The sequence below is a fragment of the Pseudomonas sp. W22_MBD1_FP4 genome (genome assembly GCF_052113765.1).
Taxonomy (GTDB): Bacteria; Pseudomonadota; Gammaproteobacteria; order Pseudomonadales; family Pseudomonadaceae; genus Aquipseudomonas; species Aquipseudomonas sivasensis.
Genome location: NZ_JBGQOI010000002.1, coordinates 213,574 through 239,461 on the forward strand (window position 1 = coordinate 213,574; position 25,888 = coordinate 239,461).

General features: G+C 60.1%; 23 protein-coding genes. 14 read left to right on the forward strand and 9 right to left on the reverse strand.

Features of this window, described 5'->3' with window-relative positions; all coding sequences use genetic code 11:
• Positions 1 to 26: 26 nt before the first annotated feature.
• Both ACEN2T_RS03810 and ACEN2T_RS03815 read right to left on the reverse strand, forming a co-directional pair.
• Entirely contained in the window at positions 27 to 410 is a 384-nt protein-coding gene (locus ACEN2T_RS03810) for a YbaN family protein (RefSeq protein WP_032887826.1), read from the reverse strand.
• 20 nt (positions 411 to 430) lie between these two features.
• Positions 431 to 1,018 carry a UPF0149 family protein gene (locus ACEN2T_RS03815; RefSeq protein ID WP_032887828.1) on the reverse strand — a complete coding sequence of 196 codons (588 nt, stop codon included), beginning with the start codon at positions 1,016 to 1,018 and terminating at the stop codon, positions 431 to 433.
• 279 nt (positions 1,019 to 1,297) lie between these two features.
• On the opposite strand from ACEN2T_RS03815, the gene recQ reads away from it, so the two are divergent.
• Together recQ and ACEN2T_RS03825 are read left to right on the forward strand one after the other, a co-directional pair.
• A complete protein-coding gene (gene recQ / locus ACEN2T_RS03820) occupies positions 1,298 to 3,424 on the forward strand; it encodes a DNA helicase RecQ (RefSeq protein WP_032887830.1) in 2,127 nt (708 codons plus the stop codon).
• A 121-nt stretch (positions 3,425 to 3,545) separates the two neighbouring features.
• Positions 3,546 to 3,980, forward strand: coding sequence for a MarR family transcriptional regulator (locus ACEN2T_RS03825; protein ID WP_032887832.1), 435 nt, complete (start codon positions 3,546 to 3,548; stop codon positions 3,978 to 3,980).
• 101 nt (positions 3,981 to 4,081) lie between these two features.
• Here the strand turns inward: ACEN2T_RS03825 and ACEN2T_RS03830 are convergent, their stop codons facing one another.
• Entirely contained in the window at positions 4,082 to 6,271 is a 2,190-nt protein-coding gene (locus ACEN2T_RS03830) for a patatin-like phospholipase family protein (protein WP_442116337.1), read from the reverse strand.
• Between the two features lie 84 nt (positions 6,272 to 6,355).
• On the opposite strand from ACEN2T_RS03830, the gene ACEN2T_RS03835 reads away from it, so the two are divergent.
• Complete coding sequence (locus tag ACEN2T_RS03835) at positions 6,356 to 6,643, forward strand: SelT/SelW/SelH family protein (RefSeq protein ID WP_032888088.1); 288 nt, start codon at positions 6,356 to 6,358, stop codon at positions 6,641 to 6,643.
• A 39-nt stretch (positions 6,644 to 6,682) separates the two neighbouring features.
• On the opposite strand, the gene ACEN2T_RS03840 is transcribed toward ACEN2T_RS03835, so the two are convergent.
• The 3 genes from ACEN2T_RS03840 to ACEN2T_RS03850 all read right to left on the reverse strand — a co-directional run bounded on the left by ACEN2T_RS03840 (position 6,683) and on the right by ACEN2T_RS03850 (position 8,830).
• Positions 6,683 to 6,964 carry a hypothetical protein gene (locus ACEN2T_RS03840; protein ID WP_442116338.1) on the reverse strand — a complete coding sequence of 94 codons (282 nt, stop codon included), beginning with the start codon at positions 6,962 to 6,964 and terminating at the stop codon, positions 6,683 to 6,685.
• A 132-nt stretch (positions 6,965 to 7,096) separates the two neighbouring features.
• Positions 7,097 to 7,981 (reverse strand): DMT family transporter, encoded by an 885-nt coding sequence (locus tag ACEN2T_RS03845; protein ID WP_032887838.1) that lies wholly within the window; start codon positions 7,979 to 7,981, stop codon positions 7,097 to 7,099.
• A gap of 99 nt (positions 7,982 to 8,080) precedes the next feature.
• Positions 8,081 to 8,830, reverse strand: coding sequence for an AraC family transcriptional regulator (locus ACEN2T_RS03850; RefSeq protein WP_122681137.1), 750 nt, complete (start codon positions 8,828 to 8,830; stop codon positions 8,081 to 8,083).
• 133 nt (positions 8,831 to 8,963) lie between these two features.
• Between ACEN2T_RS03850 and ACEN2T_RS03855 the strand changes: the two genes are divergently transcribed.
• Entirely contained in the window at positions 8,964 to 9,773 is an 810-nt protein-coding gene (locus tag ACEN2T_RS03855) for a UDP-2,3-diacylglucosamine diphosphatase (protein WP_442116339.1), read from the forward strand.
• Between the two features lie 126 nt (positions 9,774 to 9,899).
• Here ACEN2T_RS03855 and ACEN2T_RS03860 read toward each other — a convergent pair whose 3' ends face one another.
• The 3 genes from ACEN2T_RS03860 to phhA all read right to left on the reverse strand — a co-directional run bounded on the left by ACEN2T_RS03860 (position 9,900) and on the right by phhA (position 12,346).
• Complete coding sequence (locus ACEN2T_RS03860) at positions 9,900 to 11,093, reverse strand: amino acid aminotransferase (protein WP_122764582.1); 1,194 nt, start codon at positions 11,091 to 11,093, stop codon at positions 9,900 to 9,902.
• Positions 11,093 to 11,449 carry a 4a-hydroxytetrahydrobiopterin dehydratase gene (locus tag ACEN2T_RS03865; RefSeq protein ID WP_010208721.1) on the reverse strand — a complete coding sequence of 119 codons (357 nt, stop codon included), beginning with the start codon at positions 11,447 to 11,449 and terminating at the stop codon, positions 11,093 to 11,095. Before ACEN2T_RS03865 ends, ACEN2T_RS03860 begins: the two co-directional genes overlap by 1 nt.
• Before the next feature lie 105 nt (positions 11,450 to 11,554).
• Positions 11,555 to 12,346 carry a phenylalanine 4-monooxygenase gene (gene phhA / locus ACEN2T_RS03870; protein ID WP_122681135.1) on the reverse strand — a complete coding sequence of 264 codons (792 nt, stop codon included), beginning with the start codon at positions 12,344 to 12,346 and terminating at the stop codon, positions 11,555 to 11,557.
• Positions 12,347 to 12,604: 258 nt separating this feature from the next.
• Between phhA and ACEN2T_RS03875 the strand changes: the two genes are divergently transcribed.
• The 10 genes from ACEN2T_RS03875 (at position 12,605) to ACEN2T_RS03920 (ending at position 25,857) form a co-directional block, all read left to right on the forward strand.
• The gene (locus ACEN2T_RS03875) at positions 12,605 to 14,167 is read left to right on the forward strand and encodes a sigma-54-dependent transcriptional regulator (RefSeq protein WP_095185424.1); all 1,563 of its coding nucleotides are present in this window, start codon (positions 12,605 to 12,607) and stop codon (positions 14,165 to 14,167) included.
• A 272-nt stretch (positions 14,168 to 14,439) separates the two neighbouring features.
• A complete protein-coding gene (locus tag ACEN2T_RS03880; RefSeq protein WP_032887850.1) occupies positions 14,440 to 15,180 on the forward strand; it encodes a flagellar basal body rod protein FlgF in 741 nt (246 codons plus the stop codon).
• Between the two features lie 62 nt (positions 15,181 to 15,242).
• Entirely contained in the window at positions 15,243 to 16,028 is a 786-nt protein-coding gene (gene flgG / locus ACEN2T_RS03885) for a flagellar basal-body rod protein FlgG (RefSeq protein ID WP_032887852.1), read from the forward strand.
• A gap of 53 nt (positions 16,029 to 16,081) precedes the next feature.
• The gene (gene flgH, locus ACEN2T_RS03890; protein WP_032887854.1) at positions 16,082 to 16,777 is read left to right on the forward strand and encodes a flagellar basal body L-ring protein FlgH; all 696 of its coding nucleotides are present in this window, start codon (positions 16,082 to 16,084) and stop codon (positions 16,775 to 16,777) included.
• A gap of 27 nt (positions 16,778 to 16,804) precedes the next feature.
• On the forward strand, positions 16,805 to 17,893 hold the full coding sequence (locus ACEN2T_RS03895) for a flagellar basal body P-ring protein FlgI (RefSeq protein ID WP_081797739.1): 1,089 nt from the start codon (positions 16,805 to 16,807) through the stop codon (positions 17,891 to 17,893).
• 10 nt (positions 17,894 to 17,903) lie between these two features.
• Positions 17,904 to 19,169 (forward strand): flagellar assembly peptidoglycan hydrolase FlgJ, encoded by a 1,266-nt coding sequence (gene flgJ, locus ACEN2T_RS03900; RefSeq protein WP_032887857.1) that lies wholly within the window; start codon positions 17,904 to 17,906, stop codon positions 19,167 to 19,169.
• Between the two features lie 10 nt (positions 19,170 to 19,179).
• Positions 19,180 to 21,228, forward strand: coding sequence for a flagellar hook-associated protein FlgK (gene flgK, locus ACEN2T_RS03905; RefSeq protein WP_099603014.1), 2,049 nt, complete (start codon positions 19,180 to 19,182; stop codon positions 21,226 to 21,228).
• A 14-nt stretch (positions 21,229 to 21,242) separates the two neighbouring features.
• A complete protein-coding gene (locus ACEN2T_RS03910; RefSeq protein WP_442116340.1) occupies positions 21,243 to 22,883 on the forward strand; it encodes a flagellar hook-associated protein 3 in 1,641 nt (546 codons plus the stop codon).
• Positions 22,884 to 23,159: 276 nt separating this feature from the next.
• Positions 23,160 to 24,089 (forward strand): ketoacyl-ACP synthase III, encoded by a 930-nt coding sequence (locus ACEN2T_RS03915; protein WP_442116341.1) that lies wholly within the window; start codon positions 23,160 to 23,162, stop codon positions 24,087 to 24,089.
• Positions 24,090 to 24,354: 265 nt separating this feature from the next.
• A complete protein-coding gene (locus ACEN2T_RS03920) occupies positions 24,355 to 25,857 on the forward strand; it encodes a flagellin N-terminal helical domain-containing protein (RefSeq protein WP_442116342.1) in 1,503 nt (500 codons plus the stop codon).
• The last annotated feature ends 31 nt before the right edge of the window (positions 25,858 to 25,888 follow it).

The following is a 25,888-nucleotide window of genomic DNA, read 5'->3' on the forward strand; positions in this document are numbered from 1 at the left end:
TGGGATCTAATGTCGCAGGGCGGCGCTTAGCGCGGGGGCAGGGTTTTCTGGCGCAGGATGTAGATCGTGACCAGTACCGCACTGGTCAGCATGAACCCGCGTGCCCACGGCAGCGGCACCAAGTAGCACGAGAGGCCGATGCTCAGCCACATCAAGCCAATGGCGTAGACCTTACCCTTGAGTGGGATGCCATTGCCGTCCAGATAATCGCGAATCCAGGGGCCCAGGCGCGGATGTTCCACCAGCCACTGGTAGAAACGCGGGGAGCTTCGAGCGAAGCAGGCGGCGGCGAGCAGGAGGAAAGGCGTGGTCGGCAATACCGGTAGGAAAATGCCGATTACCCCCAGCGCTACGCTTAACCAGCCGATGGCCAGCAGCACGTAACGCAGGAGGAGCGAGCGATTGCCCATGGGTGTCACGGGCAAGGGACTCAGTGGTGACGAGGCTTGAGGATCGCCGGTTTTTCGTCAGGAGCGTTGCACAGCAGGTACAGGGCGGTCAGGGCTTCCGGGATCTGTACGATCATGTCGTCCATCAGGTTGGCGTCGGCGGCGATGTCGGAAAACTCAGCTTCTTCTTCAAACAGCCCTGAACCGACCATGATCGGCAGCAGCATTTCGCTGACTTCTTCCTCGGCGGTTTCGAACCAGGCAGCTTCACGCAGGAACACGCCTTCCATGAAACCGATGCACCAGCCGCGCAGGTCGGAGTCGTCCGGATCTTCGCCCAGGTCCAGCTCGCATGGCAGTTCGAATTCCTCATCGGAGGCCAGTTGGCGAGCGATGTGGGCCTTGAGGGCCAGCAGGGTGGATTCGATTTCTTCGCGCTGGGCGTCGTCTGCGTAATGAGGCTCTTCAGCGAATAGCGCGTCAATCCATTCACGGTCGGGAACGACGTCGGAGCAGATCGAAAGGGCGGTCAGGTAGCCGTGGGCGGCCACATAGTCCAGCGCCTCGTCATGCAGCTCATCGGCGTCGAGGAAGGCTTGCAGGCGGGTTAGTTGCTCAGCGAAGGACATTGAAGGACTACCTTGGGAATAAACGATGCTGAATTCTAGGCGTTCTTGCGCGCCCAAGCCAGTCGGCATGCAGATTTGCCCGGTTTTAGAGACGGGCTGCAATTCGTCAGCGGCGCCCTTTGCCGGATGGTGCTCGGGTATACTGCCGCGTTTTGTGATGCCCCAGCAGGCCAAGCGCCAGGTCGAGAAAACTCCACTTACGGATTATTTTCCGTGAGGTCGGATTTTTTCGACCAGCCTGTACAGAGGGATTTCGGCACTATTTTGTTGGAGTTATACATGCTCGATCAGGCTCAACGCGTCCTCAAGGACATCTTCGGCTACGACAGCTTTCGTGGCCGCCAGGGTGCGATCATTGAGCGCGTGGCCAAAGGCGGTGACGCCCTGGTACTGATGCCTACCGGCGGCGGCAAGTCGTTGTGTTTCCAGGTGCCTGCATTGTTGCGCAACGGGCTGGCCGTGGTGGTGTCGCCGTTGATTGCATTGATGGACGACCAAGTGGCGACCCTGGAAGAACTTGGTGTCGCCGCCGCCGCCTTGAATTCCACCCTCAGTGCCGAGCAGCAGCGTGACCTGGCCGCACGCATCAAGCGCGGTGAAGTGAAAATGCTCTACCTGGCCCCCGAACGCCTGGTGCAGCCGCGCATGCTGGCGTTTTTGCAGAGTCTGGAAATTGCCCTGTTCGCCATCGACGAAGCTCACTGTGTATCCCAATGGGGGCACGATTTCCGCCGCGAATATTTGCAGTTGGGTCAACTGGCGGAGCTGTTCCCGGACGTTCCGCGCATCGCCCTGACCGCCACCGCCGACAAGCGCACCCGCGAAGAAATCGTTGAGCGCCTGCACCTGCAGAACGCCGAGCGTTTCCTGTCGAGTTTCGACCGACCGAATATTTTCTACCGCATCGTGCCCAAGGAGCAGCCGCGCAAGCAGTTGCTCGCGTTCCTCTCTGAACGGCGCAGCGACGCGGGCATTGTCTATTGCCTGTCGCGCAAGAAGGTCGATGAGGTGGCCGCGTTCCTCTGCGAGCAAGGCTACCCGGCGCTGCCGTACCACGCCGGTCTACCTAATGAAACGCGCTCCGCTCACCAGAAGCGCTTCCTCAACGAGGAAGGCCTGATCATGGTGGCGACCATCGCGTTCGGCATGGGCATCGACAAATCCAACGTGCGTTTTGTCGCCCATATGGACCTGCCAAAATCCCTTGAGGCTTACTACCAGGAGACCGGGCGTGCTGGCCGTGATGGTTTGCCGGCGGATGCGTGGATGGTCTACGGCCTGCAGGACGTGGTGATGCTCAAGCAGATGTTGCAGAACTCCGAAGGCGATGAACGGCACAAGCGCTTGGAGCAGCACAAACTCGACGCCATGCTCTCGTTGTGTGAAGAGACTCGCTGCCGCCGTCAGACCTTGCTGGCGTATTTCGACGAAGACATGCCGGAGCCTTGCGGCCATTGTGATAACTGCATTGATGGCGTGCAGACCTGGGACGCTACCGAGCCCGCACGCCAGGCGTTGTCGACCATCTACCGCACCGGTCAGCGTTACGGTGTGGGCCATCTGGTGGATGTGTTGCTGGGTAAGGACAACGAAAAAGTCCGCAGCTTCGGTCACGAAAAACTCTCGGTCTACGGCGTCGGTAAAGCCCGCGCTGAGGGCGAGTGGCGTTCGCTGTTCCGCCAGATGGTCGCGCGCGGCCTGGTGGATATCGACATTGAAGGCTACGGCGGCCTGCGTCTGAATGACAGTTGCCGCCCGCTGCTCAAGGGCGAGGTCAGCCTGGAACTGCGTCGCGACCTCAAACCGCAAACCACCGCCAAGACCAGCACCAGCCAGGCCAGCCAGCTCGTGCGAGGCGAGGAGCGCGAGCAGTGGGAAGCCTTGCGCACCCTGCGGCGCAAATTGGCACAGGAACACAGTGTGCCGCCTTACGTTATTTTTCCCGACTCCACTTTGCTGGAGATGCTGCGCGAGCAGCCCACCACCATGGCCGAGATGGCGCGGGTCAGCGGCGTCGGTGCACGCAAACTGGAGCGCTATGGCCAGGCGTTCCTCGAAGTGCTCGGCGGCCAGGCCGAAGCACCGAAGGAAATCGCCGACATTCGGCACGAGCTGATCAGCCTGGCGCGTGCTGGCATGACGCCGATCCAGATCGCGGGCCAACTGCAATGCTCGGAGAAAAACGTCTACACCCTGCTTGCTGAATCCATCGGCAAGCAGCAGTTGTCCCTGGAGCAGGCCCTTGATTTGCCGGAAGATTTGCTCGGTGAAATCCAGGATGCATTTCTCGACGGAGAAGGCGAACTGCCACCGGTAGCCGAGATTGCGCCACTGTTCACAGGACGTGTTCCAGAGGGTGTTTTGTACTGCGTGCGGGCCGCTTTGCAGTCTGAATTCGAAATTTAGTGTGCCAATTACGACAATGTAACGATTCAGTTCATAGCAACTCTTGCCTAGTGGCATGGCTCATGCTTAGCTGGCTAATAATTAGCCACACTTTATTTTCAGTCTAACCCATGAGTTTTTTATGCCGTTAACCGATCAACACCGATTTGGCATGCAGCTGGCGCAAATGTCCCGAGGTTGGCGCGCCGAGCTAGACCGCCGTTTGGCGGGGCTGGGCCTGTCCCAGGCGCGCTGGCTGGTGCTGCTGCACTTGGCCCGTTTTGAAGAAGCTCCCACTCAGCGTGAGCTGGCGCAAAGCGTTGGCGTAGAAGGGCCGACCCTGGCTCGCTTGCTCGACAGTCTCGAAGGCCAGGGCCTGGTGCAACGCCAGGCAGTGGTTGAAGACCGCCGCGCCAAGCGCATTCTGCTGTGTGACACCGCGCGGCCGCTGATCGAACAGATTGAAACCATCGCCACTGAGTTGCGTCACGAGCTGTTCGTGGGCGTGGATGAAGCGGATTTGAGTGTGTGCATGCGCGTGCACGGGCACATCCTGGCGAATCTGGAAAAGTCCTGAACCCAAGTGCAGTGAAGATCAACGTGTGTGGGGCTAATTGTGGTGAGCGGGGCAAGCCCGTTCACCACAATTAGCCGCTCCAACATCGATTCAGCGTTGTCTCAGAACGTCTGCCCCAGGTTCAGGTACACCGCCTTCTGATTATCATCGTTGAACCCGTAGCTGAAATTCAGCGGCCCCAACGGTGTATCAAACCCCAGAAAAACACTCGCAGCGTTGATATAACCGCTGTCGAACTCATTGTCGTTGTTCCATGCCCGGCCCCGCTCCAGAGACGCGCCCAGGTACAACGGGAAATCCAACGGTAAGTACGAGCGCGGCGTCAGTCGGCGGTAGTACACCGCGCGCATCAGGCTGATGTTCTGCCCGGAAATCGCATCCTGGCGGAAGCCTGACAACTGTCGCGCACCGCCCAGCAGGAAGCTGGAAATCACCACATCGGAATCATCCAGGGTGCGCCCATACCGGCCGCCCAGCACCAGTGTGTCCGGGCCATGGCTCATGGCCTTGTCCAGCTTGAATTCCCATTGTCGATAGCGCTGGTCCGAACCCAGTCCCGGTTCGAACTCGCGGTAGGCCAGGCCGATGTCCTCACCGGTGTGCGGGAAGTACACGTTATCCAGGGTGTCGAAGGAGTACTTCAGTTCATAGAAACCTTCGCTGAAGCTCACACTCGGCAGGTCGCGGTCGCCAATGCGCACATCCGCCTTGCCCCAGGCCTCGCCGACACCGAAGCGGATCTCGCCGCTGTTGCCGATCTGCCGCCCCACGTTCAGGCCGAAACCATAGCGTTCCAGGCGGTATTCGGAGATGGGGTCGTTGTCCAGAATCAGCTCGACGTTCTGCGCCTGGGCGCTGAGATAGGGCGCGATGAAGTAGCGCGAGCCAGCGTCCATCGGTTGATAGAACTCGCTGTACAACTCCTGCCGATCACCGATCTGCACGCGGGTCAGCCACTCGGCACCGAGGCGATTGATGCCGTTCATGCGGTAGCTCGCGCCGAGGTTGAAGGCGCTGTCGCCGCGCATATCGTCCGACAGGTTCAAGCCCAGGCGCAGGTAGTCGGTGCCGCTGCGCTTGCCCCGCGCGCTGATCACCAAGGTGTTGTCGTGGCCTTTTTTCACCACGCGGTATTGCACCTGCTCGAAGTAATCCAGGCCGTACAACGTGCCCATGTCGGTTTGCAGGCGGCCAAGCTCCAACGGTTCGCCCAACGGTTGGCGGATGTAGTAGCGGATCACGTCGTCGCTGACTTTCGAGTCGTTCTCCAGCTTGATCGCGGTGATCACCGGAGTCCGCTCGCCCGGAGTCCGAGCGGCCACCAGTTCGGGGTCAACCGGTTCGGCGGGGCGCAAATGGGCCAGGCGAACGTCAAGGGCGCGGGTGGCACGGTAGCCAGCGTCGATCATGTCTTTGGCGCGGCCGAAATCGGTCACGCCAAAAGCGGACAGTGGCGGCTGGATCAGTACGTCCTTGGGATTGAGGGCCTTGAGCTGTTCTTCTGAGTTGCGCCGGGTCATCAGGGTGATGGACTGGTTGAGCACATCTACCACGGTCGCGAGTTGCTTGCGTGAGCGCAGCGGGGTGCCGATGTCGACCACGATGGCGATGTCCACGCCCATCTCACGCGCCACATCCAATGGGATGTTATCGGTCATGCCGCCATCCACCAGCAGCCGGCCATCCAGCTCTACAGGGGCGAACACCGCCGGGATCGACATACTGGCGCGGATTACCTGGGGCAGGTGGCCCTTGCGGAACACTACTTTTTCGCCGGTGGTGATGTCGGTGGCCACGGCGCGAAAGGGGATCGGCAGCTTGTCGAAATTACGCGTGTCGCTGCTGTGGGCGAACATGCTTTCCAGCAGCAGCGCCAGATTCTGGCCCTGGATCACGCCCAGGGGCAGGCCGAGGCTGCCGTCATCGCGGAAGCTGAGTTTCTGCTTGACCAGGAAATCCCGGTCATCCTGCTTGCGCCGAAACGGCACGTCTTCACGCGGCGGCGCGTCGGATAACGCCTGCTGCCAGTCGATGCTCAGGGCGAGCTTTTCCAGCTCGTCGATCTTGTAGCCCGAGGCGTATAACCCACCAATCACCGCGCCCATGCTCGTGCCGGCAATGGCGTCGATATGGATGCCCTGTTCTTCCAGGGCCTTGAGCACGCCAATGTGCGCCAGGCCGCGGGCGGCACCGCCGGACAGCACCAGGCCGATTTTCGGTCGGGGTGGTTCAATGGCGTCGGCAAGCAGGGGGACGAGGCACAGAAACAGGCAGGACAGCAGGCGGCGCATCAGGAATCTCAGGGCTGGGCGATAAAGGCCGGTATTATAGCCACTCGATCCTCATCACTCGTCATGCCAGGAACTTGTCAAATGATGTCCGTCAGCAAACCCGAGATCGTTATCACCTATTGCACCCAGTGCCAGTGGTTGCTGCGCGCCGCGTGGTTGGCTCAGGAACTGTTAAGCACCTTTGCCGATGACCTGGGCAAAGTGTCGCTGGAGCCAGCGACTGGCGGCGCGTTTCGTATTACCTGCGATGGCGTGCAGCTTTGGGAGCGCAAGGCTGACGGTGGTTTCCCTGAGGCCAAGGTGCTCAAGCAGCGCGTGCGCGATCAGATCGACCCGCAGCGTGACCTGGGGCACAACGACCGTACACAGTGAAGGTCACCGCCATCGGCTGACGGTGACTGATGGAGGCCGCTAATTGGCGGCCATTTTGCTTTTGATGAAGCCCACGACCCACGTCAGCACCAGGCCTCCGACGCCGCCGCCGACAATATTGCTGCCGACCGCCGCCACATCCAGCGCCTCACCGCCCGAAGCGCCCGTCAGTGCCGTCACGATCTGGCCCAATACAAGCCCGCCGACACCGCCCAGCATGGTATTGAGCCCGGTCCCCAGGCTTTGTTTGGTCATGCCGGCCAAATTGCCGCCGACGGCACCGCTGATGATTTGAACCAGTAAGCTGATAAACATTTCCATGATGTAGCCTCTGCATCGCGTTTAAGGAGTGACTACTCGCTTGCAGCAACTGCAGGGCACACCAAGGCTGTCGTCGAGCGGTCAGTTATCCGTTGAACGACTCCAGACTGTTGCGGATGTTTAAAGTATAGATCAGGTCGTTGCAGTCGGCTGTTTGGCCTGGCTGGCGCTGCCCATCAGCCCTGAGAGCACGATGGCGACGATGATCAGCGCGCCCCCCAGCAGCATGCGCAGCGTCGGGGTTTCGGCGAACAGCAGCCAGGCCGCGGTAATGCCGTAGACCGGCTCCATGGCAAATACCACGGAGGCGGTACGCGCCTTGATTACTGCGAGGCTGGCGACAAACAGGCTGTGGGCCAAGCCTGTGCAGAACACGCCGAGCAGGCCGATCCACAACCAGTCCAGCGCACGCACATCCGCCAACCCCGGCGCGGCCACGGGCAATAGGCACACCGCAACGACCACGTTCTGGCACAGCGCTGCCTGTACGGCAGGAATGCGTCCGGAGCTGGCACGGTTGTTCAGCGACAGTAAAGAGAACAGCAGCCCCGACGCGATGCCCCACAGCAGGCCGCCGGTGGCTTCGCTGGCCAGGTTGAAGTCCGGCGTCACCAGCACCAGGCCAACGGTGACCAGCGCCACCAACACGACTTCATTGGCGCGGATACGCTCGCGGAAGATCAGTCCTTCAAGGATCACGGTAAACGCCGGAAACGCCGTGAACCCGAGCGTGGCGACGGCCACGCCAGCGACTTTAACCGCCATAAAGAACGTCACCCAATGTGCGGCCAGCAACACGCCGCTGACCAGCAGGCGTTTCCAGTCGCGCAGTTCCAGCGTTTTCCAGGGTGCGTTGCTGACGAAGCGCGCAAACACTGCCAGGGCAATCACGGCAAACGCGGCGCGACCGAATACGATAATGGCCGGTGAGGCGGCCGCTAGCTTGCCGAATACGCCGGTAAGGCCAAACATCAGTGCGCCGATATGCAGGGCGCCGAGGGCTGAACGGGGAGTCATTGCGATCCTTGAACCAACGGGAGTGACAGGACCGCAGTCTAGAGGGTGCTACTACGCACGTCTGTCGCGCAGCTCGCGATTTTTAGCGCCAGCCTCGCCCTATGCCGAGCGCCGCAACGCGCCGGGAGAGGCGCCAAACTCGCGCAACATAGCGGCGGCAAAGGCACTTTGCGAGGTGTAGCCGACACGCTCGGCGATTTCACCGATGGGCAATGGCGTTTCGCGCAGCAGGTTCAGGGCCAGTTGCAGGCGACGGCTGCGGATGTAATCCATGGGCGTTTGGCCGCACTCGGTCACAAAGCGCGCATGCAGGCGCGCCACCGACAGGCCGGCAATCCGCGCAAGGTCGGCGACCTGCAGCGGATGGGCGACGTGGCGCTCTATATGCGTATTGAACGCCGCATACGGCAGGCGCCGGCCAGGTACCGGTTGGGCCAGTGAATGATTGAGGCTGGCCAGCAACAGCACCGCGCCCTGTTGCACGATCAGTGGGTCATCCACCGGGCTATGGGCCAGCCATTGCACCAGTTGGTGTTGTCGCGAATCCAACGCCAGGCGCGCCGGTTGATCCAGCAAGCGGCGGCTTGCATCGGCGTGTTCACCCAACGATTGCAGCACCCAATGCTCCGTGGGCACATCCAGCACCAGGCAGCGGCTGCCATCGCGACTGCCGCAGGCATGGTGGGCAGAGAAGGGCAGGACCATCACGCTGCTTTCACGCACCTGGCTGCCACGGCCATCGACTTCCAGGTCCAGATGACCGGACAGGCCGAACACCAACTGCGCATGTTCATGGCTATGGGCGATGGGCGCTTCGAGGTAGTGGCGCAGGGTGAGGGTAGGTCTCATCGCGGTCTCCTATGCAGTTCGCCAGTCTACAACGCTTCGCGAACACGGGCGTTGTCATCAGACTGACGCACAGTTGTCATGGGGTATTAATCGCTATGGCGCAAGCTCGCGAAAACAGCGTCGAGTGATGCCCATGACCAGTGCCGAGTTCACCAAGCCCAGCCGCAAGCAACGGGTACGTACCCTGTGGATTTCCGACGTGCACCTGGGCACCCGGGATTGTCAGGCCGAACATTTGTCGCAATTCCTCAAGGGTTACCACGCCGACAAGGTGTACCTGGTGGGCGATATCATTGACGGCTGGAAAATGCGCGGCGGCATGTATTGGCCCCAGGCCCATACCAACGTAATCCGTCGCCTGCTGACCATGGCCAAGCGCGGCACCGAGGTGATCTACGTCACTGGCAACCATGATGAGTTCCTGCGGCGCTATTCCAAGCTGATTCTGGGCAATATCCAGTTGGTCGATGAAGCAGTGCACGTCACCGCCGATGGCCGGCATTTGTTGGTGATCCACGGTGACCAGTTTGATGTGATCACCCGTTATCACCGATGGCTCGCATTCCTCGGCGACTCTGCCTACGAATTCACCCTCACGTTGAATCGCTGGTTGAACCATTGGCGTGCGCGGTATGGCTACGGCTATTGGTCGTTGTCGGCGTATCTGAAGCACAAGGTCAAAACGGCCGTGAGCTTTATCAGCGATTTCGAAGAAGCCATCGCCCATGAGGTGACCAAACGCGAGTTGCACGGCGTGGTGTGCGGGCATATCCACCATGCGGAGATTCGCAAAGTGGGCGAGGTGGATTACCTCAACTGCGGGGATTGGGTGGAGTCGTGCACGGCATTGATCGAGCACTGGGATGGGAGTATCGAGTTGTATCGGTTGGGGGACGCGCAGGCGAAAGAGGCGCTGTTGAAAGCCGAGATGGTCGCCAGCTGAAGGGTGTGCTCGGTCAAAATGTGGGAGGGGGGGTGCTCCCGATGAGGGAGTGTCAGCCAGTACACCTGTCACTGACCCACTCCCATCGGGAGCAAGCCCCCTCCCACATTTTCAGTCCCGGTTTCGTCAGTTGGATACGTCGGCGATGGCTTCGGCCAGGAGTGTCAGGCGTGTCGCATCAATACCCGCCACGTTGGCTCGCCCCGAACTGACCATATACACGCTGTGCTTTTCCCGCAGTTGCTTGACCTGCTCGGCACTCAAACCGGTATAGGAAAACATCCCGCGTTGCGAGCCGATGTGCGCAAAGCGCTCCGATAAACCATGGGGCGCCAACGCCTCCACCAGTCCGGAACGCAACTGCGCGATCCGCGCACGCATGGCTTCGACTTCCTCGCTCCACTGCTTTTTCAGCTCGGCATCACCGAGGATAGTCGCGACCACTGCCGCACCATGGTCCGGCGGCGTAGACCACAGATTACGCGCGATATTCGCCAGTTGGCTGCGTACATCCGTCAGCTTCTCGGCGTCTGCAGCGCACACGATCAGCGCGCCAACACGGTCGCTGTAGAGGCCGAAGTTTTTCGAGCACGAGCTGGTGACCAATACTTCCGGCAACTCTCTGGCAAACAAGCGCACCGCCCAGGCGTCCTGCTCCAGGCCATCGCCGAAGCCCTGGTAGGCGAAGTCGATCAGTGGCAGCAGTTGGCGCTCGCGCACGATCTGCAGCACGTGGCGCCAGTCATCCTGGGACAGGTCAAACCCGGTGGGGTTGTGGCAGCACGCGTGCAGCAGCACCACATCACCTTTTGGCACGGTGGAAAGGGTCGCTAGCATCGCCTCCACATCCAGGCGGTTGTCGGCGCCTACATACGGATAGTGGCTGACCTTGAGCCCGGCCTTGGCAAAGATGCTTTCGTGGATTGGCCAGGTCGGGTTGCTCAGCCACACGCCGCGTCCTGGAAGGTTTTGAGCGATGAAGTCGGCACTGAGGCGCAAAGCACCGGTACCACCCGGGGTTTGCGTGGCGCCGGCCCGGCGTTCACGAATAAGTGCAGAATCGGCACCGAGCACCAGCTCGCTGATCAATGTGCCAAACGCTGCATTGCCGTGGCCGCCGATGTACGTCTTGGTGGTTTGGGTGTCAACCAGGCGCTGTTCGGCGAGCTTCACCGAATGGGGAATCGGCGTCAGGCCCTGATCATCTTTATAGACGCCCACGCCGAGGTCGAACTTGTTCGGGTTGGTGTCCTGGGCATACAGGTCCATCAGCCCGAGGATCGGGTCGCCGGGCACGCGGCCAATGGCATCGAAATGCATTACTTGCGGCCCTCGGCGTCCTTGGCCACTTCGTCGGTGCGGGCGGCCATGATGAAGTCGTTGCGGTGCAGGCCTTTGATGGAGTGGCTCCACCACGTCACGGTGACTTTGCCCCATTCGGTGAGCAGGCCCGGGTGATGGCCTTCGGCTTCGGAGATTTCACCCATGGCGTTGGTAAAGGCCAGGGCGAATTTGAAGTTCTTGAACAGAAAAACCTTTTCCAACTGCATCACGCCGTCGCGGACTTCGATGTTCCAGTCTGGGATCTGCTTGAGCAGCACCGGCAATTCTTCATCGCTGACTTGTGGGGCATCGGCGCGGCAGGCTTCGCAGTGGGCTTGGTTCAAGGTGGTCATGTGGTGGTGTCCTGAATTCGAGTGTTTAAAAACGGTCGTCAGTGGCGTCACCCTAAAGCAACGCGGGGCCAGGGAACAGACTCACCTGGCCTTAAAAGCCACGGTTCACGCGGCCTTGGGTTTTGGCGGGAATTTCGGCGCATGCAACCCAAGCTGCATACCGCGTTCGACCATGCCCATGATGTCTTCCTGCGCGACTTCGAACAGGCGCTTGAGGTTGGGCAATACGAAATACAGCGGTTGGAGGATGTCGATGCGATACGGCGTGCGCATCGCTTCCAGCGGGTCGAAGGCCTGGTGCTCGGGCTCGTCCGACAGGCAGTACACGCTTTCCTTGGGCGACGACAAAATCCCGCCACCGTAGATGCGCCGACCCTCGGGCGTATCCACCAGGCCGAACTCGATGGTCATCCAGTACAGGCGCGCCAGGTACACCCGTTGCTCCTTGGTGGCTGCCAGGCCGAGCTTGCCGTACGTGTGAGTGAATTCGGCGAACCAGGGGTTGGTCAGCAGTGGGCAGTGGCCAAAGATCTCGTGGAAAATATCCGGCTCTTGCAGATAGTCCAGTTCTTCACGGGTACGAATAAAGGTCGCCACCGGAAATTGCTTGTTAGCGAGCAATTCGAAGAAGGTCTGAAAGGGGATCAGCGCGGGGACCCGGGCCACTTGCCAGCCGGTGGTCTCGGCCAGCACTTTATTGATTTCGCCCAACTGTGGAATGCGGTCCAGGGGCAGGCCAAGTTTGTCGATACCGTCCAGGTATTCCTGGCAAGCGCGGCCTTCGATCACTTTCAACTGGCGCGTGATCAGAGTGTTCCACACCGCGTGTTCTTCCGGCGGGTAGTGGATAAAACCTTGCGCATCGGGCTCGCGGGCCACGTACTGCGTCTGCTTCATACGGCTCTCCTGCTAGGCATTCGTTCTTGTTATGTCCTGCGATGAACCTATTGATAACCCGCGCGGAGCAGGATTCCATCTGTCTGTGAGCGGATCTTGTAGGAAAAAATACCGATTTTCGTAAAGTAATCGTTACGCTTGTGTGGTTCATCGCGCCGTTGGGCTGTGAAAAGCACATAAGCTGTCACATAATCTTGACGACTATCTGCGCCCAGCGACAAAAAGACGCGGCGCCTACCCACTTTTTCGGGCCCTTTCATGCGTATCAAAGTGCACTGCCAAAACCGCATCGGCATATTGCGGGACATTCTCAATCTGTTGGTGGAGTACGGCGTCAACGTCGCCAAGGGCGAGGTCGGTGGTGAGCATGGCAATGCCATTTACCTGTTTTGTCCGAACCTGGTGAACATGCAGTTCCAGGCATTACGTCCGCAGTTCGAAGCCATTGCCGGGGTGTTTGGCGTGAAAAGGGTAGGGCTGATGCCCAGCGAGCGCCGGCACATGGAGCTCAATGCCTTGCTCGGGGCGTTGGAGTTTCCAGTGCTGTCCATCGACATGGGCGGCTCCATTGTCGCCGCCAACCGCGCGGCGGCGCAGTTGCTCGGGGTGCGCGTGGACGAAGTTCCGGGCATTCCGCTGTCGCGCTACGCCGAGGACTTCGACTTGCCGGAACTGGTGCGCGCGAGCAAGTCGCGGATCAATGGTCTGCGGGTCAAGGTCAAGGGTGACGTGTTCCTGGCGGACATAGCGCCACTGCAATCCTCCGAGCATGACGACAGCGAGGCCATGGCTGGCGCCGTGCTGACCCTGCACCGCGCCGACCGCGTGGGCGAGCGCATCTACAACGTGCGCAAGCAGGAACTGCGCGGCTTTGACAGCATCTTCCAAAGCTCCAAAGTCATGGCGGCGGTGGTACGTGAAGCCCGGCGCATGGCGCCGTTGGACGCACCGCTATTAATAGAAGGCGAAACCGGCACTGGCAAAGAACTGCTGGCCCGCGCCTGCCACCTGGCCAGCCCCCGTGGGCAATCGCCGCTGATGGCGCTCAATTGTGCTGGTCTGCCGGAGTCGATGGCTGAGACCGAGTTGTTTGGCTATGGCCCCGGCGCGTTCGAAGGCGCGCGGGCCGAAGGCAAGCTCGGGCTGCTGGAGCTAACGGCGGGCGGTACGTTGTTTCTCGATGGCGTGGGGGAAATGAGTGCGCGCTTGCAGGTGAAATTGCTGCGCTTCCTGCAGGATGGTTGCTTCCGTCGGGTGGGCAGTGATGAGGAGGTGTACTTGGATGTGCGGGTGATCTGCGCAACCCAGGTGGATTTGTCCGAACTCTGCGCCCGTGGCGAATTCCGCCAGGACCTTTATCACCGCCTCAACGTGCTGTCGTTGCACATCCCACCACTGCGCGAATGCCTTGATGGGCTGGGGCCGTTGGTTGAACACTTTCTTGACCAGGCCAGCCGTCAGATCGGCTGCCCACTGCCCAAGCTGGCGCCGGCGGCGATGGAGCGACTCAGTCACTACCACTGGCCGGGCAATGTGCGGCAGTTGGAAAACGTGCTGTTCCAGGCCGTGTCGTTGTGCGAGGGCGGGACGGTCAAGGCCGAGCATATTCGCTTGCCGGATTATGGCGTGCGTCAGCCGCTTGGCGATTTTTCCCTGGAGGGTGGGTTGGAGGCGATCGTCGGACGGTTCGAGAAGGCGGTGCTGGAGAGCCTGTATGCCGAGCACCCGAGCAGCCGGCAGTTGGGCAAGCGGCTGGGGGTATCGCACACCACCATCGCCAATAAGTTGCGCGATTACGAAATTCTGAAGGCTGATAAATAACCTGTGTGGTTGGGGGGCTGCTTCGCAGCCCGGCGCGGGGCAAGCCCGCTTACCACAGCAAGCTCGCTCTCACATTTGATCTACGTCGTTGCCGTAAGCGGCAGTAGTCCGCCGTTTTTTCGACTATCCCCAGTCCTTCAAATCCTGCTGACTCAACGCAAACCCCCGTCCTGCCTGGGTTTTCCCCTTTTTTTAAAAGTTGGTTCGCAAATTGCTTAAGCCTCATCAGTACAGCGGTGGGCGGCAAGCCTGCGTCAGAAAGAGGAAAGAATGTGGACAAGTACCTTTATGTGGCAATGACCGGCGCCAGCCAGAATGCTCTGGCGCAGAAGGCCCATGCCAACAACTTGGCGAACATTTCCACCAACGGCTTTCAACGTGACCTGGAACAGGCGCGTTCGATGCCGGTGTTCGGTGACAGCTTTCCGGCGCGGGCCTTTGCCCTGACCGAACGTCCAGCCACCGACTTCACCCCCGGCGCGATGATCGAAACCGGTCGTGATCTGGACGTGGCGGTCAACGGCGACGGTTGGATGGCGGTGCAAACCCCGGATGGCAGCGAAGCCTATGTGCGCAGCGCCAGCATGAACGTCGATGCGTTGGGCGTGCTGCGCGCCGGTAACGGCATGCCGATCATGGGCAACGGTGGCCCGATTGCCGTGCCGCCCCAGCAGAAGATCGAAGTTGGTTCCGACGGCACCATCAGCATCCGCGCCATGGGCGAAGGCCCGCGGGTGATGGCTGAAGTGGACCGGATCAAGCTGGTCCAGCCTGACCTGAAGAATATGAATAAAGGCCTCGATGGCACCATTCACACCAAAGATGGCCAGCCGGCCGTGGCCGATGCGAGTGTCAAGCTGACCTCGGGTTTCCTGCAGGCAAGCAACGTCAATGCCGTGGAAGAAATGACGGCAGTGCTGGCGCTTTCCAAGCAGTTCGAGCTGCACATCAAGATGATGAACAGCGCCAAAGAAGACGACCAGGCCATGACTCGCGTCATGCAGATGAGCTGATCAGCGCTCACTCACTAATTTGCTAAACGGCGCCAACAAACAGGCGCACGAAGGAGAACACCATGCTTCCGGCTCTATGGGTTGCCAAAACAGGTCTGTCCGCCCAGGACACCAACCTGACCACCATTTCCAACAACTTGGCCAACGTGTCGACCACGGGCTTCAAACGTGACCGCGCCGAGTTCCAGGACTTGCTCTATCAGATCAAGCGCCAGCCAGGCGCCCAGTCGACCCAGGACAGCGAATTGCCGTCGGGCCTGCAATTGGGTACCGGTGTGCAAATCGTCGGCACCCAGAAGAACTTCAACGCCGGTAACCTGCAGCAAACCGGCCAGCCGCTCGACATGGCTATCAACGGCAAGGGCTTCTTCCAGATCCTGCAACCGGATGGGACCACTTCGTACACCCGTGACGGCACGTTCCACCTGGACGCCAACGGCCAGATCGTGACGGCCAACGGTTTCGCCCTGGAGCCGGCCATCGTCGTGCCGAACAACGCCCAGACCTTCACCGTCGGCAACGACGGCACCGTGTCCATCACCGTGGCCGGTAACCCGGCATCGCAAGTGATCGGCAACCTGCAAACCGCCGACTTCATCAACCCGGCCGGCCTGCAGGCCATGGGTAACAACCTGTTCCTGGAAACCGCCTCCAGCGGCGCGCCGCAAATCGGCACCCCTGGCCTGAACGGTTTCGGCACCACGCTGCAAAGCACCCTGGAAACCTCCAACGTGAGCACCGTTGAAGAGATGGTCAACATGATCACCACTCAGCGCGCCTACGAGATGAACTCCAAGGTGATTTCCACCGCCGACCAGATGCTCTCGTTCGTAACGCAGAATCTGTAATCAAGTCTATGGGGCGCTCTTGAAGGCGCCTGCAACACCGTGAGGTATGGGTCATGAATCGCTATGTTTCCGTTTTGGCATTGAGTGGGATTGCCGTGCTCGCGGGCTGTGTCGCCCCGACGCCCAAACCCAATGACCCGTACTACGCGCCGGTGTTGCCGCGCACGCCGTTGCCGGCGGCGGCCAACAATGGCTCGATCTACCAGGCGGGTTTCGAACAGAACCTGTACAGCGACCGCAAGGCGTTCCGGGTCGGTGACATCATCACCATCACCCTGAACGAGCGGACCCAGGCCAGCAAGAACGCCAACTCGCAGATCGGTAAGACCAGCAAGGCCAGCATTGGCCTGTCCTCGCTGTTCGGCGGTGTGCCGAACACCAATAACCCATTGGGCAGCGGTGACCTGAGCCTCGATGCCGGCTACAGCGGCGACCGTGCTACCAACGGCAAGAGTGCGGCGGCGCAAGGCAACACACTGACCGGTTCGATCACCGTGACCGTGGCCGACGTGTTGCCCAACGGCATCATCGCTGTACGCGGTGAAAAGTGGATGACCCTCAATACCGGTGATGAACTGGTGCGCATCGCCGGCATGGTCCGTGCCGATGACATCGCCACCGACAACACCGTGCCGTCGACACGGATTGCCGATGCACGCATTACCTACTCGGGTACGGGTTCGTTTGCTGATGCGAGTCAGCCGGGTTGGTTCGACCGTTTCTTCCTTAGCCCGCTGTTCCCTTTCTAGGTGGCCACTTTGAAACTCAAACAGCTGATGGCTGCCGCACTCCTGCTTTCGTTAAGCGCTGTCGCCCAGGCCGAGCGCCTGAAAGACATTGCGAGCATCTCCGGCGTGCGTTCCAACCAGTTGATCGGTTACGGCCTGGTAGTGGGGCTCAACGGCACGGGTGACCAGACCACCCAGACTCCGTTCACTCTGCAGACCTTCAACAATATGCTCTCGCAGTTCGGCATCAAGGTGCCGGCGGGCTCGGGCAACGTGCAGCTCAAGAACGTCGCGGCCGTGTCTATCAGTGCCGACTTGCCGGCGTTCTCCAAGCCGGGTCAGGTGGTGGACATCACCGTGGCCTCCATCGGTAACTCGAAAAGCCTGCGCGGCGGCACGCTGCTGATGACGCCGCTTAAAGGTATCGACGGTAACGTCTATGCCATCGCCCAGGGCAACCTAGTGGTGGGCGGGTTTGACGCCGAAGGTCGTGACGGTTCGAAGATTACCGTCAACGTGCCATCGGCCGGTCGCATTCCTGGCGGTGCCACGGTGGAACGTACCGTGCCCAGTGGTTTCAACCAAGGCAACAGCCTGACCCTGAACCTCAACCGTTCCGACTTCACCACCGCCAAGCGCGTGGTCGACAAGATCAACGACATGCTCGGCCCTGGCGTGGCCCAGGCCATCGACGGCGGCTCGATCCGTGTAACTGCGCCGCTGGACCCAAGCCAGCGTGTGGATTACCTGTCGATCCTGGAAAACCTTGAAGTCGACCCAGGCCAGGCGGTGGCCAAAGTCATCATCAACTCGCGCACCGGCACCATCGTGATCGGCCAGAACGTCAAGGTGTCGCCGGCAGCGGTGACCCACGGCAGCCTGACCGTGACCATCACCGAAGACCCGATCGTCAGCCAGCCTGGGCCGTTGTCCAATGGCCAGACGGCAGTAGTGCCGCGCTCGCGGGTCAATGCTCAGCAGGAAGCCAAGCCGATGTTCAAGTTCGGCCCCGGCACCACGTTGGATGAGATTGTCCGCGCGGTGAACCAGGTGGGCGCTGCGCCAGGCGACTTGATGGCAATTCTTGAAGCCCTGAAACAGGCCGGCGCCTTGCAAGCCGACCTGATCGTAATCTGAGGCCGTGGCCATGGATATGCGCAAGAGCGGGATCAGCAGCACGGCGGACTCGGGGTCTTACTCCGACTTGAACCGGCTTAACCAGCTCAAGGTCGGCGACGACAAGAACAGCGAAGGCAATATGCGCAAGGTGGCGCAGGAGTTCGAGTCGCTGTTCTTGAGCGAGATGCTCAAGTCGATGCGCTCGGCCACCGAGGCCCTGGGCAAAGACAACCCGATGAACACGCCTGCGGCCAAGCAATATCAGGAGATGTACGACCAGCAACTGGCGGTGTCGTTGTCCCGTGAGGGCGGTGGTATCGGCCTCGCCGACGTGCTGATGCGCCAGATGCAGAAGAACAAACCGGTGGACGCCGCTGCGGCCACTTTGCAGGGCCCGGCAGCCGCTGAACCGGTTAAGAAAGTCGACGTGCCGACGGAAATTGCCGCCGGCACCCAGGCTCAGGGTCCGCTGGGTCGATCCAATGGCCAGCGTCCGTTGTGGGCCTACCGCGTGGCAGAGCCCCAGGCCGGTGCCGCTGCTGCCCATAGCAACGATATGGAGCTGATGAACCAGCGCCGGATCGCCTTGCCAAGCAAGCTGACCGATCGCCTGCTCGCCGGCATCGTTCCGAGCACCCAAGTGGCGACCGAAGCCAAGGCCGCGCCGCTGCGTAACAGTGCCTCCGATGACAACGTCGTCAACAGCACCGCTCGCAGTTTTGCGGTGCCCAGCGACCGTATGCAGATCTACAGCCGTGCCGTGGCCCAGCCGCCGCTGGCACCGGCGAAGAAGGCGTTCAGTTCGCAGGACGAATTTGTCGCGACCATGCTGCCGATGGCCAAGGCGGCTGCGGCGCGCATTGGTATCGATCCGAAGTACCTGGTGGCCCAGGCCGCCCTGGAAACCGGTTGGGGCAAATCGGTGATGCGCGCCGAAGATGGCAGCAGCAGTCACAACCTGTTCGGCATCAAGGCCGGCCAGAGTTGGCAGGGCGGTCAGGCGCGTGCGATCACCAGCGAGTTTCGCGATGGCGCGATGGTCAAGGAAACGGCGCAGTTCCGTTCCTACGACTCCTACCAGGACAGCTTCCACGACCTGGTGACATTGCTGCAAAGCAATGATCGCTATAAAGAAGTTGTGAAGTCGGCCGACAACCCGGAACAGTTTGTGCGCGAGTTGCAAAAAGCCGGTTACGCCACCGATCCGGCCTACGCCAGTAAGATTTCGCAGATCGCAAAAACGATGAACAGTTATCAGAATTACGCTGCCGCGGGCGCGACCACTCATTTATAAGGTCTGAACCATGAGTTTGCTCAATATCGGGATGTCGGGGCTTAACGCCGCTCAAGGATCGTTGTCGGTCTTGAGTAACAACATCGCCAACGCCAATACCGCGGGCTATTCGCGTCAGCAGACCACCCAGAGCGCGAACGCGTCGAATCAGTACGGCGGCGTGTTCATCGGCAGCGGCACCACCCTGGCCGACGTGCGCCGGGTCTACAACGAATACCTGGACACCGCTTACCAGAACAGCACCTCGCTCAACAGCGATGCCAAGGCTTACCTGGACCAGATCAGTGCGGTCGACAAGACCCTGTCAGACAAGACCACCGGCATGTCCGCCGTGCTCAGCTCGTTCTTCGCGGCGGTGCAGACCGCCTCGGCCAGTCCAAACGATGCTTCGGCCCGTCAGATCCTGCTTACGAACGCCCAGACCCTGACCAACCGGTTCAACACCATCTCCAGCCAGTTGAGCCAGCAGAAAGAGACCATCAACAGCCAGTTGACCTCGATGAGCGATCAGGTCAACCAACTGACGTCGTCGATTGCGTCCCTCAACAAGCAGATCGCCCAGGTACAGGGTTCGTCGAACACCTCCCCGGCCAACCTGCTGGACTCCCGTGCCGAGGCTGTGCGCTCGCTCAATGAGTTGATCGGCGTGACCGCCACGGAAAAGAACGGCGTGTTCAGCCTCAGCACCGGCAGTGGCCAGTCCCTGGTGCTGGGCGATCAGTCCAGCAGCATTTCCGCGGTGCCGAGCAAGAGCGACACCAGCCAGTACACGATTCAGCTCAATGCGCCGGGCGGTACCGCCCTGGACTTGGGCAACGTGATCAGTGGCGGCAGCATCGGTGGCCTGCTGCGTTATCGCAGCGATGCGCTGATGCCGGCAATCAATGACTTGGGGCGTATCGCGATTGTCACTGCCGATGCGCTCAACAGCCAGTTGGGCCAAGGCCTGGACCTCAATGGCGAGTTCGGTGCCTCGATGTTCACCGACATCAATAACGCAGCCTCCGTTGCCCTGCGCAGCCAGGCGGCCCAAGGCAACCTGGGCGACGGCGCCCTGGGCGTGACGATCAAAGACAGCAGCCAGTTGACCAACTTCGATTACAAGGTCAGCTTCAACGATGGGACCAACCTCAACAAGGTGACGGTCCTGCGATCCGACGGCAAGGCTATGGGCACTTATGACCTGAGTGCCACGCCGCCGCCGGTTATCGACGGTTTCACCCTGGCGGTCCAGAGCGGCGCAGTGCAGGCGGGTGACAGCTTCAAGGTCAGCCCGACCGCCAACGGCGCCAAGGAAATCGGCACCGTGCTCAGCGATCCGAGCAAGATTGCCTTTGCCGCGCCGTTGCAGGGCGAGGCGGGTAAAACCAACCAGGGCACAGGCACCTTTACGCCGCCAACCCTCACAGTGCCTCTGGATATCCAGGGTGGCGCCGACACCGCGCAATTGCGTACGGGCATTGAGCACTCGATGCCGGTGACGATGGTCTTTGGTAAGCCCGCGGCCGATGGCACTCAGGCTTACACCCTCAGCAACGCCCAGGGTGATCCGATCGGCTCCGGCACTATCATTCCAGGCCAGGCCAACAAGATCAGCATCAGCGTGCCGATGCGCGATGCCGGCGGTGTCTTGTTGTCGCCAGCCAAGAGCTTCAGCTTCGACACCACGGTGGGCGGTTCGCCAGCGAACGGCGACAGCACCTCCTTCTCGTTCAATGCCTCCGGCAAGTCCGACAACCGTAACGCCCAGGCTCTGCTCAACCTGCAGACCAAGTCAACCGTAGGCCTCGCGGCCGATGGCAGTGGCGGCACCAGCCTGGTGGGGGCCAACAGCAAGTTGGTCTCGACCGTCGGCGCCAAGGCCGCAGCGGCCACCACAGACACCACGGCGACCAACGCGCTGTTGACGGCCAACAAGAACGCACGCAACTCCGTATCCCAGGTCAACCTGGATGAAGAAGCGGGCGACATGATCAAGTTCCAGCAGTACTACACAGCGTCGTCGCAGATCATCAAGGCTGCGCAAGAAACCTTCAGCACGCTGATCAATAGTCTTTAAGGGAGTCTGGGACGATGCGCATTTCTACACAGCAGTATTTCGACACCAGTGCCAGCAAGTATCAGAACAATTATTCAGGTGTGGTGCAGGCCCAGCAGCAGGCCAGCTCCGGCGTGCGTGTGCAGACCGCCGCCGATGATCCGGTGGCTGCCCAGCGCTTGCTGATGCTGCAACAGCAGAAAGATATGCTGTCGCAGTACAGCGGCAATATCACCAGTATTCAGAACAAGCTGACTAACGAAGAAAGCATCCTGGATGCGATCAACACCACGATCCAGGCCGGCAGCCAACTGGCGCTGCGTGCCGGTGGCGTGACCAGTGATGCTGACCGCAAGTCCATTTCGGTTGAGGTGGGCGCACTTGAGGATCAACTGTTGGGCTTGCTCAACAGCAAGGACTCGGCCGGCAACTATCTGTTCTCAGGCTCAAAGACCGACACGCCGCCGTACTCGCGTAACAACGATGGTACTTACAGCTATCAGGGCGACGAGAACGAGCTGAGCCTGCAGGTATCCGAGACCCTGACGGTTCGCACCGGCGACACCGGCAAGACCATCCTGGAAGGGGCGGTCAATACCAGTCGCACCCAGTCCAATTACCTCGCGCCTGCCACTGCGCCGGTGGCGCCTGCGATTTCGCCGCCGCTGGTCGACGACCACAAGGTCGCCTTATCGAGCGGCCTTGTGACTTCGGGTTCCGACTACACCCGGCAGTTTGCCGACGGCCAGCCGTACAAACTGACGTTCACCAGTAGCACCCAGTACGTCATTACCGACAAAGACAACAACGACATTACTTCGCAGGTTGCCGGTAACGGGACGTTCGACTCCACCAAGGAAGGCAATGCCAGCGTCAACCTGCGTGGCGTCAAGTTCGATATCACGGTAGACCTGACCGACGTTGCTACCGGGCCTGATGCCGATGCGCTGGTCAAGGGGCGTGAGTTCAGCCTCAGCGCCAAGCCTGACGGGTTCAACATCGCCCGAACCGCGAGCAACACTTCCAGCGCGCAATTGACCAATGCCAGTGTCAGCAGTGCGGCCAACTATTCGAGCACGTTTCCTAACAGCGGCGTATTGATCAAGTTCGACGACACCGACCCGACGGCCTACAAGGTCTATGCGCAGCCGTATACCGCCGGCAGCAAACCGATCGTGGACAATGGCGTCATCACTCCCGGCACCGGCACCCCGCCGGGCCCGAGCACCATCACGGCGGCAGGCGTTACCTTCGAACTGAGCGGCACGCCGAACGTTGGCGACCAGTTTTCGGTGGGCAACACCACCCAGAAGACGCAGAACGCCCTCGATACGCTAGGTCAACTGCGCAAGGCTCTGGAACAACCGGCGGACGGCATTCCGGGCGCGCGGGTCAAGCTTCAGGACGCCCTCAACGCCGCCGTCAGTAACCTGACCAGCTCGGCCGACCAAGTGGACAATGTACGTGGCTCCATCGGTGCGCGTGAGAATGCGTTGACGGTGCAGGCCAGCGCAAACGCCAGCATCAGCTTGGCCAACACCACGACCATGAGTGCACTGGCCAACGTCGACATGGGTGAGGCGGCGATCAACCTGACGCTGCAGCAAACCATGCTCGAAGCCTCGCAGCTGGCGTTCGTGAAAGTCTCGCAGTTGAGCCTGTTCAACAAGATGTAAGTGGCGCCAAGTCAAGCGGCCCGCTCTGGAAACAGGGCGGGCCGTTGTCGTTTCTGGGGTTAAATTGTTGAAACGTTTTGCATAAAGCGCACAAAATTGAGTGACCTGTGAGTCATAAAGCGCATCTTCACTGTATCGTGTGAAAAGGATAAGTCGTCACAGGGTCCTTGCGGGGCGGCTTTCAGCGAGATTTTTATGGGGTTATCCCCTTTATTGTCAGCACTCCGGGCGCAGTCCTCGGGGTGTTCTCCAGCTATTTAGTATTGGGAAGCCACAATGATTGGCATAAAAAGCATCGCCAGTTACGTGCCGGCAGACGGGATCGATAACTACGCCCAGGGTGCCAAATTCGCCAAGGATGAAGAATTCATCATTGGCAAGATCGGTTCGGCGTTCCTGCCGCGCAAGGAAGCCGCGCAGGAAACCTCCGATCTGTGTGTTGAGGCGGTCAACGCTTTGTTTGCCAACAACCCGGATCTGAAGCGCGAATCGATTGATGCGCTGATCGTCGTCACCCAGAACGGTGATGAAGAGGGTTTGCCCCACACCGCCGCGATCGTCCAGGACAAACTGGGCCTGCCGACGCATGTGGCGGCCTTTGATATTTCCCTGGGCTGCTCCGGCTACGTCTACGGTATCTACGCGATGAAGGGCTTCATGGAAGCCACTGGCCTGAAAAACGGCCTGCTGATCACCGCCGACCCGTATTCGAAGATCGTCGACCCGGAAGACCGTAACACCACCATGCTGTTCGGCGACGCCGCTACCGCCACCTGGATGGGTGAAGACGCGCCGTGGTTGCTGGGCAAGTCCAAATTCGGCACCGACGGTTCCGGCGCACCGCACTTGAAGGTCAATGATGGCGTGTTCTTCATGAACGGCCGCCAGGTCTTCAACTTCGCCTTGCTCAAGGTGCCGGCGCATTTGCACGAGCTGCTCAACGAGTCGGACCTCAAGGCTGATGAGATCGACGCGTTCTGCATTCACCAGGGCAGTGCGGCCATCGTTGATGCCGTGGCGCGCCGTTTTGAAGATGCCCCGGTGGACAAGTTCATCAAGGACATGGTCGAGACCGGCAACACTGTGTCGTCGAGCATTCCACTGCTGCTGGAAAAGCACGTGATGGACGCCAAGTGGAAGCGCGTGGCAATCAGCGGTTTTGGTGTGGGTCTGTCGTGGGGTTCGGCGATTCTGTATCGCCCGTGACGCTTTAATAGGCTGCATAAAAAAACGCCGATGATCTAGAGATCATCGGCGTTTTTTATTTGGCGCCAGAAAAGCCAATGAATCCGGGGTTTTGAGCTGATGTAAGCCGTTGAATTGCAAAGGGTGGCACGGCGCCAGTAAAAAAAATCAAAAAAATCCTCAAGCAACTGCCTACCACGACGATAACTATTACGTAGGTTCTCAGGCCACACCCGGCGGTTGCCAGGGCCGGAAGCCGCAGTATCCATCCAACGAGGATTTCGTCATGGCTTTAACAGTAAACACCAACATTGCTTCGATCACTACTCAGGGCAACCTGAACAAAGCTGGCGGCGCCCTGGCCACTTCCATGCAGCGCCTGTCTTCCGGCCTGCGTATCAACAGCGCTAAAGACGACGCAGCTGGCCTGCAGATCGCTAACCGCCTGACCAGCCAAATCAACGGCCTGGGTCAAGCAGTAAAAAACGTGAACGACGGTATCTCCATCGCTCAGACCGCTGAAGGCGCGATGCAGGCTTCGACCGACATCCTGCAAAAAATGCGTACCCTGGCTCTGTCTTCCGCTACTGGCTCCCTCAGCGCTGACGACCGTAAGTCGAACAACGACGAATACCAGGCTCTGACTTCGGAACTGACTCGTATCTCCAACACCACCACCTTCGGTGGCCAGAAGTTGCTGGACGGTTCGTACGGTACCAAAGCTATCCAGGTTGGTGCCAACGCCAACGAAACCATCAACCTGAGCCTGGAAAACGTTTCGGCCCAGAACATTGGTTCGCAGCAGATCAAGTCGAGCGCAATCGCGCTGAACGCTACTGGCGTTGCGGCAACTACCCTGAACGTTACCGGTAACGGTCAGGTTGGCAAAGTTGATGTCAAACTCGGCGACTCGGCCAAGACCATCGCTGCTGGCCTGAACGGCGCTATCGGTGGCCTAAGCGCTACTGCCAGCACTGAAGTCAAGTTCTCGGTTGACACAGTCAAGACCAAGGGCATCGCTGCTGATCCAGCCGCTACTCCTCCAGTTGTTGGTGTTCCAGGTGTTCCTGCCAACTTCTCGCTGACCGTGGGCTCTTCCACAGTTAAGTTCGTAGGCGTGAGCGACACCGCAGGCCTGGCTGACCAACTGAAGTCCAACGCTGCCAAGCTGGGTATCAGTGTTAACTTCGACGAAGCCAAAGGTACCCTGGAAGTCAAATCCGACACCGGTGAAAACCTGTCTTTCGCGAGCGACACTGGCGGCGACGCAATCTCGGTAAACGTTAAAGACGGTAGCGGCAAGTACGCGATGAACGCTGGCGGCACTGCTGAAGCACCTACCGCGCTGTCTGCTACCGTAGGTACTGTGACCGTTGCTACTGGTCAGGTTTCGCTGGATTCGTCCAAAGGCTACGCCATTGCCGACGCAAGCGCGACTCCACTGTTCGGCAATGCTGACGTGTCCTCTCAGAAGACTACCGTTGCTCAGACCGACGTGACTGATGCCTACAACGCTCAGAACGCCCTGGCTGTAATTGACAAGGCCATCGGCACTATCGACAGCGTGCGTTCGGGCCTGGGTGCTACCCAGAACCGTCTGACTACCACTGCAGACAACCTGCAGAACATTCAGAAGAACTCCACCGCTGCACGTTCCACCGTTCAGGACGTCGACTTCGCTTCCGAAACCGCCGAACTGACCAAGCAACAAACCCTGCAATCGGCTTCCACCGCGATCCTGTCGCAGGCTAACCAGCTGCCATCCGCTGTACTGAAGCTGCTTCAGTAATCTCAGCGCTTGGTAACTAACGGAAGGGCGC